The organism is Paraburkholderia sp. CNPSo 3281 (assembly GCF_024206515.1).
In the GTDB taxonomy this organism is placed as follows: Bacteria; Pseudomonadota; Gammaproteobacteria; order Burkholderiales; family Burkholderiaceae; genus Paraburkholderia; species Paraburkholderia nodosa.
Map to the genome: position 1 here is coordinate 41,937 of NZ_JAMBPS010000002.1, position 14,759 is coordinate 56,695.

Here is a 14,759-nt window from a genome sequence, read left to right on the forward strand (position 1 = left end):
CTTGTGCGCGGCTGGCGTCCACTTCAATACGGAACTACTGCCCAAATAAGTGCCGCTACGGCGATTTCAAGGGGTTTGGGCTATGCGTTCCATCATTTTTTTCAATCGCAGGGCCGTTTGGGTTCCTTTTGGTTCCTTCACGCCGCCGCGCTTCTTACATTATTCTTACTTCGGTGCCGAAACGGTCACGAGCGCCGGACGCAGCACGCGGTCGGCGATCACATAGCCCTTTTGCAGCACGCTGACCACCGTGTTCGCTTCCTGCTCGGACGGCACCATCGAGATGGCCTGGTGACGATGCGGATCGAACTTCTCGCCCACGGGGTTGATGGCGAGGACCTTGCCCTTCTCGAGCGCGCCGGTCAGCTGCCTGAGCGTGAGCTCGACGCCTTCGTTGACCTTGGCGAGGTCGTCCGAGTTATGGGCGAGTGCGGCCTCGAGGCTGTCCATCACCGGCAGCAGATGCTCGGCGAAATTTTCGATCGCGAACTTGTGCGCCTTGGCGACGTCTTCCTGCGCGCGGCGGCGCACGTTCTCGGTCTCGGCCTTGGCGCGGATGAAGGCGTCCTGCAATTCGGTGACCTTCGCTCGGGCTTCGTTAAGCTGGGCTTCGGCCAGTGCGGCCTCGGCAGGCGCCGCAGCATTCTGGTCCACGCCGCCTTGGGCTGCCTGCTCGGCGGCGTCAGCCTTTTGGGGCTGGGCTGCTTGCGACGCCTCGTCCGCGGGCGTGGGGTTCTGGCTCGTCGGGTTCTCTTGCGTGTTTTCCATGTCGCTGAACGTCGTTGAATAGTGAAAAAGGGAACAAAGTTTCGGGCGCCATTCCGCGACCCGCTCTACCGCGCCGACGACCGTTGCGCCAACGCGACAGAGGCTTCGTGCATTGCGACAGCACATGGGTGCCGGATCGCTTGTTTCAAGGGGCTCCCGCGGCTTTTTTATACAGAGATCCAAGCCGCGAAATCGCCCGTAACAACCATTACTGCAGCGCCGCAAAAATGAAATTGAGTAAGGGACATCCCTGACCTACACTCAGGAACAGGTGCTGCTCATGGCGCGTTTACCCTGAGCCCGGCACCGCACCGAATGGGCCCACGGTCAGCACATTTTTTAGCGGCATCGCCGCGCATAAAAACGCTAACCGGGCCTCGAAACTGGCCGTTTTGCCGCGATCCCAAGGGGAGTACCGTGAAACTGACCTTTGCCATATCGGTGGTCGCGCTGGTACTCATCGCCGGAACTACGACCATCTGCATGTCGGGCGCCGTGAACGAAAACACGACGGAATACGGGGGCGTGCACGCTACGATGGAAGCGCTCTTCAACCCTCACGCGAAAATTTGTCGATAGTGCGGCGGTCGCGCTTGGTCGGCCTGCCCTGCAACACGGCAGCCGGTTCGCGAAAGAGCCGGCGCCGGTCCTGCTCCGCCGCGCGCCTCTCGCGCCCGGCCTGGGTTTCCGCATAAAGCGTCTGCGCGATGCTTGCGGGTCCGCGCACCTCGCAAATCCCCAGCACCTGCACTTCCCAGACCACGTGATCGATCTCGATTTCGACGAGGTCACCCACGCGCACGTCCTTCGACGCCTTCACGGCGTCGCCGCCAATGCGCACATGCCCCTTGCCCACGGCGTCCGAGGCCAGCGAGCGCGTCTTGAAGAAGCGCGCCGCCCATAACCATTTGTCGATGCGCAGCCGCGCGCCAGGGTCAGTCGAAATCTTGTAGTTCATCAGAAGCTTTCCGGATGCGCCGCTCAGTTCACGCTCAGTCCGCGCGGTCAGGCCACTGCGCCAGCCGGCGCTGCGGCCTGCACGGGCCAGCCCTGCAGGTGCTGCGCAACAATCTCGCCTAGCGCCGCGATCCACGCCGGCGAGGCATTCAGGCACGCAATGCGGTGAAACTCCTTGCCGCCGCCGTGCAGGAACTCGTCGCGCACTTCCATGCCGATTTCCTCGATGGTTTCCAGGCAATCCGCCGTGAAACCGGGGCAGAACACGTCAGCACGGCGCACGCCGCCCGCGCCCAGTTCCCGCAGCGTGGGCGCCGTGTACGGCTGGAGCCACTGCGCCCGCCCAAAGCGCGACTGGAACGTCACCCGGCATTCGACCGGCGTCAGCTCCAGCGCGTGCATGAGGAGCGTGGCCGTTTGCTGGCACTGGTCGTGGTACGGGTCGCCCAGATCGAGCGTACGGCTCGGCACGCCGTGAAAACTCAGCACGAGCCGGTCGCCCGCCGCGAAATTGGGTTTGCCGTGCGCGTGCCAGTACTGATGCACCTGGGCCGCGAGCGCCGCGATATACGCCGGATGGTCGTGATAGCCGCGCACCGTGCGGATTTCCGGCTGGTTGCGCATGCGGCGCAGCGCGGCAAAGGCCGCGTCGAACGCCGTGGCCGTGGTCGACGACGAGTACTGCGGGTACATCGGCATGAGCAGGATGCGTTCCGCGCCCGCCAGCTTGAGCTGGTTCAGTATCGCCGGGATGTCGGGCGTGCCGTAGCGCATCGCGTAATCGACGAGGACCGTGTAGTCGTTGATCTGCAGCAGATGGCGCAGGCCGTCGGTCTGCTTCTGCGTGTGCACGCGCAGCGGCGAACCTTCGGGCGTCCAGACCGCCGCGTACTTCTTCGCCGAAGAACGGCCGCGATACGGCAGGATCAGCGCGCGCAGGATGACCTGCCAGACCGGCGCCGGAATCTCGACCACGCGCGGATCCGAGAGAAACTGCGCGAGATAGCGGCGCACGGCGCGCGGCGTGGGCGCGTCCGGCGTGCCCAGGTTGATGAGCAGCACGGCGACGCGATGCGCCGCGGCGGACTGCGAAGGCCGCTCCAGGTCGAAACGCATAGGCGATCAGTGGCGCCGCGCGAATGCGCAGCAACGATTGCATGAAACAAGCATTATAGCGGGCGCCCCTGACGGGCCAAGCCGGAGCCGCGACGCAGCGACTCACCGCGCGTTGGCCATTCGGCCGATGGCGTGCGCCACGCCTTGCGGGGATGATCGTCGGAAAGGCGGGTGTGCCCGATGCCGGTATGCCCGATGCCGGTATGCCCGATGCGGCGCTCAGTTCTGGCTGAGCGTGAGCGAGAGCAGGCGCGCAGTGATGTCGACGATCGGGATCACCCGGTTGTACGCCATGCGCGTCGGCCCGATCACGCCGAGCGTGCCGACGATCTTGCCGTTCACCTCGTAGGGAGCCGTCACCACGCTCATTTCCTCGATCGGCACGAGTTGCGACTCGCCGCCAATGAAAATCTGCACGCCCTGCGCGTGGCTCGAGACGTCGAGCAGCTGCAGGAGGCTGGTTTTCTGGTCGAACACGTCGAAGAGCTTGCGCAGGCGCGCCATGTCCGAGGAAAGGTCGGCCACTTCGAGCAGGTTGCGCTCGCCGGAAATGAGCAAGGTGTCGCCGCTTTCGGGCTCTTCGGTGCTCGCGGTCACGGCCGCGTGCATGAGCGTGGTCATGTCGCCGCGCAGCGCGTCGATTTCCTCGCGCAGACGGCGGCGCACCTCGTCGAACGACAGGCCCGCGAAGTGCGCGTTGATGTAATTCGAGGCTTCGATGAGCTCGGAAGGCGTGAAGTCGCGCTGCGTCGCCATGATGCGGTTCTGCACGTCGCCTTCGGGCGTTACGATGATGAGCAGGATGCGCTTGTCGGACAGGCGCATGAACTCGATCTGCTTGAACACGTGGCTGCGCCGGGGCGTCAGCACCACACCCGCGAACTGCGAGAGGTTCGACAGCACGCTGGCGGCCGCCGCCACCACTTTCTGCGGCTCGCCGGGGCGCAGCGTGGTCTTCACCGCGCGCGTGAGCGCGTCGTCGTCGGAGCTGGGCTCGACGGTGAGCATGGTGTCGACGAACAGGCGATAGCCGCGCGGCGTGGGCACACGCCCGGCCGAGGTATGCGGGCTGGACACGAGACCCAGCTCCTCGAGGTCCGACATGACGTTGCGGATCGTCGCCGGGCTCAACTCCAGGCCGGAATAGCGCGACAGCGTGCGCGAGCCGACCGGCTGACCTTCGGCGATGTAGCGCTCGATCAGCGTCTTGAGGAGGGTTTGTGCGCGAGGATCTAGCATGACTCAAAATTTTAGCCTAATGGCGGGTTGGCTGCGAGTGCGCCGCCAGGCCGGGCCCGGCGGGCCTGCCCGCAGGGTGGGGCGGCCCGGTATCGGCCGCCGTCGCCCGGCGGATTGCACGACACATTGCACGCCCCCTCGCCCGGCACAACGCGCGTTGTCATCGCCGTGTCACCGGCTTCGGGCTGGAGGGCGCGGCGCGCAAGGCCTGGCGGGCCGCACCCGGCTTGCGCCAGGTTCTTTTCGTGACCTGACTATGGTGTAATGCCGGCATGCAGATCCAGAAGATCCAGAGCCAGTTCAAGACGGTTGCGCTCGTTGGGCGCAGCAATACGCCAGGCATTGCCGAGCCGCTGACGGCGCTCGCCCAGACCATTTCGAAGCGCGGCTTCGAGGTCGTGTTCGAAGCGCAGACCGCAGAGGAAATCGGCGCGCAAGGCTATCCCGCGCTGCAGCCGGCCGAAATCGGCGCGCGCGCGGACGTGGCCGTCGTGCTCGGCGGCGACGGCACGATGCTCGGCATCGGCCGCCAGCTCGCGCCCTACCGCACGCCGCTCATCGGCATCAACCACGGGCGGCTTGGCTTCATTACCGACATCGCGTTCTCCGAGATGCAGGAGGTCGTGCCGCAACTGCTGGCGGGCTCGTTCGAGCGCGAGGAACGCTCGCTGCTGGAGTCGCGCATCACGCGCGACGGCGACCCGATCTACCACGCGCTAGCCTTCAACGACGTGGTCGTGAACCGGAGCGGCTTTTCGGGCATGGCCGAACTGCGCGTGAACGTGGATGGCCGCTTCATGTACAACCAGCGCTCGGACGGTCTGATCGTCGCGACGCCGACGGGCTCGACCGCCTACGCGCTCTCGTCGCAGGGGCCGATCCTGCATCCGCAGCTGCAAGGCATCGTGCTCGTGCCGATCGCGCCGCACGCGCTCTCGAACCGCCCGATCGTGCTGCCCGACGACTGCAAGGTGAGTATCCAGATCGTGGCGGGCCGCGACGTCAACGTGAACTTCGACATGCAGTCGTTCACGGCGCTGGAGCTGAACGACGTGATCGAGGTGCGCCGCTCGCGCCACACCGTGCCTTTCCTGCACCCGGTCGGCTACAGCTACTACCGCACGCTGCGCAAGAAGCTGCACTGGAACGAGCACCCCTCGCTGCAGGGCGATCCGGAGGACTAAACCCGCGTCTTCGCGTGAAGCGCGCGGGGCCGTTGCCATGCAGCCAGCAGTCCCACGGTCATCAAAGCCAATCCAAAAAGAGCAGAACCAGACGCCATGCTTCGCCATCTCTCGATTCGCGACTTCGTGATCGTCGCCGCGCTCGACCTCGAATTCGACAGCGGCTTCACCGTGTTTTCCGGCGAGACGGGCGCGGGCAAGTCGATCCTGATCGACGCCCTCGCCCTCACGCTCGGCACGCGCGCCGACGCGAGCGTGGTGCGCACGGGCGAGAGCCGCGCCGACATCACCGCCGAGTTCGATGTGCCCGCGCATGCCGCGCTTTGGCTCGACGAGCAGGCGCTCACGAACGGCGATGGCGAGCACACGGTCATGATGCGCCGCGTGGTGGACAGCGGCGGGCGCTCGCGTGCCTTCATCAACGGCACGCCGGCCACGCTCGCGCAGCTGCGCGAGCTGGGCGAAATGCTCGTGGACATCCACGGCCAGCATGCGCACCAACTGCTCATGCGCCCCGACGCGCAGCGCGAACTGTTCGACACGCACGCAGGCCTCACGGATCTCGCCGCCACCGTCACGCGCGCGTGGCGCGACGCGCGCGACGCGCGTCTCGCACTGCAAAGCGCCATGTCGCGCGACCGAGAGCTGCAGCTCGAGCGCGAGCGCCTCGCGTGGCAGCTCGCCGAGCTCGACAAGCTCGCGCCGCAGCCGGGCGAATGGGAAGAAGTGAACGCGGAGCACGTGCGGCTTTCGAACTCGGCCAATCTGATCGAAGGCGTGCAAGGCGCGCTCGCGGCGTTATCGGAATCCGACGAGGCGATGCTCTCGCAGCTGAATTCGATCGTCTCGAAGCTGCGCTCTCTCGCCGAAGTCGACGCCGAGCTCGACGACGCGCTCGCCGCGCTCGAACCGGCCGCGATCCAGATCCAGGAAGCGGCCTACTCGCTCTCGCATTACGCGCAACGCCTCGATCTCGATCCGCAGCATCTCGCGCAGGTCGAACGGCGCCTCGACGCGCTGCATTCGACGGCGCGCAAGTTCCGCCTGCCGGCCGAGACGCTGCCCGAGGAACACGCGGCGCGCCGCCAGCAGCTCGCGGCGCTCGACGCCGCGTCCGATCTCGACGGCCTGCGCGCCGCCGGGCAGAAGGCGCAGGACGCCTATCTCGCGCAGGCGCGCCAGCTCTCGAAGGCGCGCGCCAAGGCGGCGAAGGCGCTCGGCACGGCGGTCACGCAAGGCATGCAGGAACTGTCGATGGCGGGCGGCAGCTTCGAAGTCGCGCTCGTGGCGCTCGGCAGCAGCTCGACCGGCGAGCCGATCGGCAGCGCGCACGGTCTGGAGCAGATCGAATTCCGCGTGGCGGGCCACGCCGGCGTGCCGCTGCGTCCGCTCGCGAAGATCGCTTCAGGCGGCGAACTCGCGCGTATCAGCCTCGCGCTCGCCGTGATCGCGAGCGCGGCGAGCCCCACGCCCACGCTGATTTTCGACGAAGTCGATACGGGCATTGGCGGGGGCGTAGCCGAAGTGGTGGGCCGCCTGCTGCACCAGCTCGGGCGCGCACGCCAGGTGCTGTGCGTCACGCACTTGCCGCAGGTCGCGGCGCGCGGCGATCACCACTTCCAGGTGGCGAAGTCCGGCGACGGCAACGGCGGCACGGTCTCGGACGTCACGCCGCTCGACAAGGGCGGCCGGGTGGAAGAAGTCGCGCGCATGCTGGGCGGGCTGGAGATTACCGCGACGACCAGGCGGCATGCGAAGGAGATGTTGGCGGCGTGATCGAGACTGCGCCTCACGTATGAGGCGCATCAGCCGCACCGCCCATCGACGCGTAGCGCACTCGCGCTACGCCTCTCCCCGCTCCCCAAACACGCGCTTCCACAACGCCAGCACGGCCTCGCGCTCGCGCTCCACACGCGCCGGATCGACACGCGCCTTTTCCATGCCGTCGAGCCGCAACTGGTGCTGCAGCTTGCGATAAAGCCGGTACGCCGAGCCTATCGTCTCGGCCTCCTCCTCGCTCATCAGCCCGAAGCGCGACACCTCGCGCAGCAGCGCGATATTGCCCGTGTTGCGGATCAGCTCGGGGTCCTGCGCCGCGTGCAGCAGCACCCAGTACTGGACGAGAAACTCGATGTCCACCATGCCGCCGCGGTCGTGCTTCAGGTCGAAAAGTTCGGTGCGGTTCGGGTGGCCATCTTCGACGCGCTGGCGCATCTCCACGATTTCCTTCGCGAGCGGCGCGGCGTCGCGCGGCGTGGTCAGCACCTGCACGCGGATCGCCTCGAAGGCGCTGCCGATCGCCGCGTCCCCGGCCGAGAAGCGCGCACGCGTGAGCGCCTGGTGCTCCCAGACCCACGCCGTGTTCGCGGCGTCCCCTTCGCGAAGCTGGTAGCGGCGGAACGCGTCGAGGTCGGTCACGAGCAGGCCCGACTCGCCGTTCGGCCGCAGGCGCAGATCGACGTCGAACAGCGTGCCCGCGCCGGTGGCCGTGGTAAGCCACGTGATGAGGCGGCGCGCGAAGGTCGCGTAGATCTCCGAGGCGCGCTCGTCCTCGTCTTCGTACAGAAAGATGATGTCGAGGTCCGATGCGTAGCCCAGCTCCTTGCCGCCGAGCTTGCCGTAAGCGATCGCCGCGAAGCGCGGCACCTCGCGATGGCGTTTGGCGAACTGCTTCCAGACGGTCTCGATGGTCGCGTCGAGCACGGCGTCGGCAAGTTCGGAGAGCCGGTCGCTCACGTGCTCCACCGAGAGCCGCCCCGCCAGGTCGTTGAGCAGGATGCGGAACACCTCAGCCTGGTGCGCGTGGCGCAGCAGGTCCATCTGCTGCTCGACGTCGGCGGCGGCGGCGAGCCGTGCGCGCAACAGGCGCGAGAACTCGGGCCAGTCGAAGGGCGACGCAACCGCCTCGTCGTCGAGCAGCTCGTCGAGCAGTTGCGGATGGCGGATCAGATAGCCCGCCGCCCAGCGAGAGCCGCCCAACACCTTGAGCACGCGGCTGAGCGCATCTGGGTATTCGGTGAGCAGCGCGAGATACGCGCCGCGACGGATCACGGCTTCGAGCAGGTCGAACATGCGCGCGAGCGTATCGCCGCGGCGCTCGCGCGGCTCGAGCGTGCGCGCGGCTTCGAGCGCGCGCTGCGCGACGCTGTCGAAGCGCTCGCGGCTCTTCTCGGGCAGCCCCGCGTAACGCGACGACTGCCAGAGTCCGCGCAGGCGCGCGAGCAACGGCGCGGGGTCGTCGATGCCCAGTTCCGTGAGACGTTCGAGCAACGAGTCTTCGGCGCCCTCTTCCATGAGCGCGCCGCTCCAGACCCATGCCGCCGCGCCGTCTTCGGACGCACCGCAGCCGCCCTCGCCGCCCATCTTGTCGGAGAAGATCTGCACGAACTGGCGCTCGACGTTGTCGCGGTGGCCATCGAGCGTCGTCATCAGCGCGGCGTAGTCGGCAAAGCCCAGCGACTTCGCGAGCGCGGCGCGCTCCTCGGCATCGACGGGCATGGCGTGCGTTTGCGCGTCGTCGCGGTACTGCAGGCGATGCTCGAGGTCGCGCAGAAAGTTGTAGGCGCGCGTGAGCTCGCCGCATACCTCCGACGCGATCAGTCCGCGCGCGGCGGCGTAGCCGAGCACGGCGAGCGTCGGGCGCACGCGAAAGCCCGCGTCCTGGCCGCCGCGTATGAGCTGGAACACCTGGGCGCTGAACTCGATCTCGCGAATCCCGCCGCGCCCGAGCTTGATGTCGTCGGCCTTGTCGGGGCGCATCATGGCGCGCCGCTGTGCTTCCTGGCGGATCTGCACGTGCAGCGAGCGGATCGCGCTGATCACGCCAAAGTCCAGATAGCGCCGGTAAACGAAGGGCTTCACGAGCGAATCGAGCTGGCGTGCAAGACGCAGCGCGCTGTCGCTCTCGTCCTCGGAAACGAGCCGCCCCTTGATCCACGCGTAGCGCTCCCACTCGCGGCCCTGCACGTAGAAGTACTCTTCGAGCATGCCGAGGCTGCACACGAGCGGCCCGGAGTCGCCGTTCGGGCGCAGGCGCATGTCGACGCGAAACACGAAGCCATCGGCTGTCACGTCGCTCAGCGCGGCGATCAGGCGCTTGCCCGCGCGCGTGAAGAAGTCCTGCGTGGCGATGGGCGAGCGCTGGCCGCCCGTGGTTTCGCCGTCGTCCTCGTAGACGAAGATCAGGTCGATGTCGGACGAAACGTTCAGCTCGCGCCCGCCCAGCTTGCCCATACCCACCACGCCGAGCGTGAGGCGCTCGCCGCCCGGGCCGCGCGGCTCGCCGAAGAGCGTCTCGAGGTCGGCGCTCACGCAGGCGAGCGCGCGCTGGATCGTGACTTCGGCCAGATCGGTCATGCTGCCGGTCACTTCGGCGACGTCGGCCACGCCGCCGAGATCCCGCTCCATCACGGCGCAGATCACTTCCGCGCGCAACTGGCGCAGGACCTTCTTCAACTGCTCGTCGCCCAGCGGTGCGCCGGGTGCGGCGTTTGCTGCGGCGAGCAGTTGCCCACTCAACGCGTCGAGCCGCGCGACGATGCGTTCGCGCGAGAGCGGCGCGGCGGCCAGCGCCTCGACCTGCGCCGCCAGTTCGGGGCGCGCGGCGTAAGCACGTGCCGCAAAACGGGAATAGCTGGAACTCAGAAGAGGGATGTCGGTCATGAAGTGCTGCTTGCCGGGAAGGCTCGCTGTCGTATCGCGCGCCTGGGTTGATGACGATGCCAGTGTGACGATGCCGATACCGATGGCTCGACCGCGAGGGTTCGCCCCGCGCCACGCGCGCACCGCCCACCGGCTCTCGCGATCCGCCTCGCCGATGCGTCCGGCATAGCCGCCGCAGTGCAAAAAATCATGCGTGTCACGCGCCGCGCGGCCATCCCGGCTTCCCCGGATGGGCGTTCTGGCGGCCCTCTGTGATACATTTCGTCGTTAGAACGCAACGCTACCATACCCCACCCGCCGCAGCATGTCCGAGCGAAACGATCACGCCGGCCTACCCCAATCTGGACATGCCAGCCAGGCTACCGAGCCAGGGGGTCCGCACCATCATCACCCGGTACTGCGCCAGACGCTGCGCGTGCTGGCGATCATCGCGCTCGTCCTGTATTTCATCGTCTCGGTCCTGCTGCTCGGGCTGCGCTACGTCGTGCTGCCGTACGTGGACAACTTCCGTCCGCGCATCGAGCAGCTGGTCTCCTCGAAGATTCACGCCGAGTTCCGCATCGGCAAGCTCGCCCCGCACTGGTCGGGCTTCCAGCCCGGCATCGACGTCACTGATCTGACGATTCGCGACCGCCACGGCAACATTGCGCTCGACGTGCCGCACGCCACGGCTTCGGTATCGTGGCGCTCGGTCGTGCTGCTCGAACCGCTGCTCTCGAGCATCGTGGTCGAGCAGCCCGACGTGCACATCGCGCGCGAGGACGACGGTACGCTCACCGTCGCGGGCGTGCCGGTGCCCACGGCACACACGGGCAACGCCACCTTCACGACGTGGCTTATGCGCCAGCAGGCCATCGTGCTGCGCGGCGGCACGCTGCGCTGGCACGACGCCACGCGCGACGTGCCCGACCTCGCGCTCTCGCACATCCGCCTCGCGATTCTCAACGACGGCTACGATCACCGCGTCGCGCTCCAGGCGCCGGCCGAGGGCACCGTGCTGCACGGCCCGCTCGACTTCCGCGCGCACTTCACGCACGCGCACTTCGCACAGGCCGGCAAGCCGATCAGCTGGACGGGCGACACCTACCTCTCGACCGGCCCCGTCGATCTGCCCACGCTCTCGCGCTACATCAGCTTCCCGATCGCCACCTACGCCGGGCGCATCGACAACTCGATCTGGGCGCACTTCGCCAATGGGCACATCCTCGAGGCGAGCGGCGCGCTGGAAGGCGCAAACATATCGCTGCGCACGCGTGCCACCCAGCCGCTGCTCGACATGCCGGTCGCGAGCTTCCACTGGAGCATGGGCATTCAGCCCGGCGACTACGCGCTCAAACTGCGCGACATGCATGCGGAACTGGGCCAACCGCCGCTCGAGGACGGCACGCCGCTCACGCGCTCGCTCGCCCTCACAACGCTCGACGCGCGCTTTCGCCAGCAAACGCTCCAGCACGGCCAGCTCATGAGCGTGCACGGCGACCGCATCGATCTCGGCATCCTCGCCGAGTTCATGCGCGCGCTGCCGCTGCCCGGGCGCGTGCAGGGCGCGCTCGTGCGCTTCGACCCGCGCGGGCTGGTGGCGAACTACGATCTCTCCCTCGAACGCGCGAAGCCCGAGTCGGGCGAAGCGGCCGCCGAGCAGCGCTCCACGAGCGTCGAGCCGGTCACCCACTATCGCTTCAAGGGCGACCTGCAGGGTATCAGCGTGAACGCGCAGGAGCCGGGGCCGGGCCTCACGCCGCGCGGTCACCCGCGCGCGGGCCTGCCGGGGGTCGAGAACCTCTGGGGGCACATCGACGCCGACGAGTCGCACGGCACCATCAACCTCGACACGGACAACGTCGCCATCACGCTGCCCGGCGTGTTCGACAATCCGCGCCTCACGCTCGACCGGCTCTACGGCGCGGCCAAATGGGCCGTGGCCGCCGAGCGCGAGCCCGGCAACCGGATGAAGGCGTTCACCGTCGATGTCGCGAGCCTGGGTATCGAGAACGCCGACGCGCGCGCGAAGATGACCGCGCACTACACGAATCCCGGCAAAGGGCGCGGCTCGCTCGACCTCGTCGCCCACTTCGACGAGGCCAAGGTCAAGGCCATCCCGCGTTACCTGCCCACCGCCATCAGCGAGAAGACGCGCATCTACCTCGGCCACGGCTTGCAGGCGGGGCGCTCGAAAGGCGCGACGATCGAGATTCACGGCGACCTCACCAAATTCCCCTACTCGCGCGACCCCGACGCGGGCCAGTTCCGCATCGTCGCGCCGTTCACGGGCGGGCGCTTCGACCCGTCGCCGTTCCCGCCGCGCAAGATGCGCAACGGTGCGCCAAACGTCTGGCCGGCGTTCGACGGCATCGACGGCGTGTTCAAGATGCATGAGAACAAGCTGCGCTTCGACGTCGATCGAGGCCACTACCGCAACTTCGTGCTGCGCAACGTGAGCGGGCGCATCGAGGAGCTGGGCGTCAAGGGCTCCGATATCGTGATCGAGGGCAGCGGGCGCGGTCCGCTCGCGGACCTGCTCGACTACGCGGACAACAGCTCGATCGGCTACATCTCGAAGCACGCCACCGCGAAGGTGCGCGCGCAAGGGCAGTCCACGCTCGCGCTCAAGCTCACGATCCCGCGCCATCCGATGCCGAAGGTGCTGCTCGCGGGCGCCATCGGCTTCGAGAACAACACGCTCACCGCGAACAACGTGCCGCCCGTTTCGAACCTCACCGGCCGGGTGCGCTTCACGAACCACAGCGCCAATGTCGACCGGCTCACGGCGCGCTTTCTCGGCGGCGATCTGCGCGCCAGCGGCGGCATGCGCGACGACGGGCACTATAAGGTGGACGTGGCCGGCGACGTCGCGGTCGATGCGGCGCGCGGCCTGAATCTGCATGGCATGGCGGCGGCGGCGCTCGGACGCCTTTCGGGCGCGGCGCCCTACTCGCTTTCGGTGGCCGGCCAGCGCGGCCGCCTGCCCGACGTGAGGGCCAACGCCGATCTCACCGGCCTCGCGCTCGACCTGCCCGCGCCGTTCGGCAAGGCGGCAGGCACGCCGATGCCGCTGAACTTCGAATTGCAGCCGGGCACGGGTGTGCCCGCCGAATCCGCCATCGGCACCGATGCCAGGGCCGGCGACGCCGCCTTCGAACACGCAGAACTCACGCTCGGGCCGCTTGCCGCGCGTTACGTGATGCGCCGCCATCCAGGTCACATACCGGAAGTGGTGCGCGGCGCGATCGGGATGAACCGCCCGGCAGATCTGCCCTCGGAAGGCGTGACCGCCGCCATCGATCTGCCCACCTTCGACGCCGACGCCTGGCGCGCCGTGGTGCAGCAATTGCGCGGGACCGTAGCGGCGCAGCCCCAGGGCTCGACAGCTGCGAGCGCTGCGGCGAGCGGTGTCCAGGCGCCGGTTCCCCCGCCGCGAACCGCCGCAGAAAGAGCGGCCGAGCGGATGGCTCGAAACGCGGCTCCGGGCGCCGCCTCCGAATCGCAAGCGGAGAACCCCGCCGCCGCCACTGCCGCACCGCAAAGCCCGGCATCGGCAACCACGGCGGCCGCGCCGGCCGCAGCCTCGTCACCGCTCGCGCCCAACGGCGCGGTCGGCCAGTTCCTGCCGTCGCGCTTCGCGGTCCACGTCGGCACGCTCACGCTGCTCAAGCGCCATTGGGAGAACGTCGTGCTCGGCGCGTCGCGCATCGGCGAGCGCGGCAACGAATGGCAGGCCAACGTCGCCTCCAACCAGGTCTCGGGCCACGTCTCGTGGAAGCCGGGCGCCGTGCCGGGCGCGCCCGGCACGCTCGAAGCGCGGCTCGCGCGCCTCACCGTGCCCGCCGCCACCGAAAACGACCTGCTCGGCCAGGCGATGTCGCAGCCCGCGCAGAACATGCCGTCGATCGACCTCGTCGTGAACCAGCTCATCGTGCGCGACCGCGATCTCGGCCGCCTCCAGGTGAACGCGCACAACTTCGACGATAACGGCGTGCCGGTCTGGCAGCTCGACCAGCTCGACATCAGCAACCCGGACGCGCACCTCACCGCCACGGAAAACTGGCGCGCGGTGGGCGACACGGCGGCCGGCGACGACTCGGCCGCCGCCGGCATGCAAACGCCGCGTCGCACGGCGCTCGACTTCCATCTGGACATCAAGGACGCCGGCGCGCTGCTCGTACGCGCCGGCAAGCCGCACGTGCTCAAGAGCGGCTCGGGCACGCTCTCGGGCAACCTGGAATGGCAAGGCGGCCCCTCGCGCATCGACTTCCCGTCGCTCAACGGCAACCTCACGCTCGACCTGCGTCATGGTCAGATTCTCAAGGTCGATCCGGGCGTGGCAAGGCTGCTCGGCGTGCTGAGCCTGCAAAGCCTCGCGCGCTTCGTCACGACGGACTTCCGCGACATCATCGGCGAAGGCCTGCCCTTCACGAGCGCGACGGCCACCGCGCAGATCCAGAACGGCATCGGCAGCACTAACGATTTCAAGCTCGTCACCGCCCCCGGGCGCGCGACGATGGCGGGCAGCGTCGACCTCGCGCACGAAACCCAGGACCTGCGCGTCCACGTGGTGCCGACGGTCAGCGCGGGCGCGGGCGTGATCGCGGCGGCCATCATCAATCCGCTCTTCGGCCTCGGCGCGCTGATCGGCGACGTCGTGCTCTCGCAGACGCTCGAGCACGCGTTCGCGATGGACTTCGCGATCACGGGCCCGTGGGCCAAACCGCACGTCGAGCGGCTGCATGGCGATCAGGGTAAGATGGACGCGCAGACGCCGGCCGCAGTGCACTGAGTTGCCGCCAGGTGCGCTGCCCCATGGGCACGCGGTATGCGCGCCATGCACCCCGAACC

General features: G+C 68.1%; 8 protein-coding genes. 3 read left to right on the top strand and 5 right to left on the bottom strand.

From position 1 onward, the window contains the following. Nucleotides 1-165 precede the first annotated feature (165 nt). The 4 genes from grpE to hrcA all read right to left on the bottom strand — a co-directional run bounded on the left by grpE (nt 166) and on the right by hrcA (nt 4,080). On the bottom strand, nt 166-768 hold the full coding sequence (gene grpE / locus M3I56_RS02270) for a nucleotide exchange factor GrpE (RefSeq protein ID WP_254352384.1): 603 nt from the start codon (nt 766-768) through the stop codon (nt 166-168). A gap of 550 nt (nt 769-1,318) precedes the next feature. Next, nucleotides 1,319-1,726 carry an RNA-binding S4 domain-containing protein gene (locus M3I56_RS02275; RefSeq protein ID WP_254352385.1) on the bottom strand — a complete coding sequence of 136 codons (408 nt, stop codon included), beginning with the start codon at nt 1,724-1,726 and terminating at the stop codon, nt 1,319-1,321. A gap of 47 nt (nt 1,727-1,773) precedes the next feature. Further along, nucleotides 1,774-2,841, bottom strand: coding sequence for a ferrochelatase (gene hemH, locus M3I56_RS02280; protein ID WP_254352386.1), 1,068 nt, complete (start codon nt 2,839-2,841; stop codon nt 1,774-1,776). A gap of 219 nt (nt 2,842-3,060) precedes the next feature. After that, nucleotides 3,061-4,080 (bottom strand): heat-inducible transcriptional repressor HrcA, encoded by a 1,020-nt coding sequence (hrcA, locus tag M3I56_RS02285; RefSeq protein ID WP_028202023.1) that lies wholly within the window; start codon nt 4,078-4,080, stop codon nt 3,061-3,063. A gap of 272 nt (nt 4,081-4,352) precedes the next feature. Here hrcA and M3I56_RS02290 point away from each other — a divergent pair, with 272 nt between their 5' ends. Together M3I56_RS02290 and recN are read left to right on the top strand one after the other, a co-directional pair. Beyond that, nucleotides 4,353-5,264 carry an NAD kinase gene (locus M3I56_RS02290; RefSeq protein ID WP_028202022.1) on the top strand — a complete coding sequence of 304 codons (912 nt, stop codon included), beginning with the start codon at nt 4,353-4,355 and terminating at the stop codon, nt 5,262-5,264. 96 nt (nt 5,265-5,360) lie between these two features. Beyond that, entirely contained in the window at nt 5,361-7,040 is a 1,680-nt protein-coding gene (gene recN, locus M3I56_RS02295) for a DNA repair protein RecN (RefSeq protein WP_254352387.1), read from the top strand. 66 nt (nt 7,041-7,106) lie between these two features. On the opposite strand, the gene glnE is transcribed toward recN, so the two are convergent. Further along, complete coding sequence (gene glnE, locus M3I56_RS02300; protein ID WP_254352388.1) at nt 7,107-9,926, bottom strand: bifunctional [glutamate--ammonia ligase]-adenylyl-L-tyrosine phosphorylase/[glutamate--ammonia-ligase] adenylyltransferase; 2,820 nt, start codon at nt 9,924-9,926, stop codon at nt 7,107-7,109. A 304-nt stretch (nt 9,927-10,230) separates the two neighbouring features. Here glnE and M3I56_RS02305 point away from each other — a divergent pair, with 304 nt between their 5' ends. Next, the gene (locus tag M3I56_RS02305) at nt 10,231-14,700 is read left to right on the top strand and encodes a YhdP family protein (protein ID WP_254352389.1); all 4,470 of its coding nucleotides are present in this window, start codon (nt 10,231-10,233) and stop codon (nt 14,698-14,700) included. Nucleotides 14,701-14,759 lie beyond the last annotated feature (59 nt).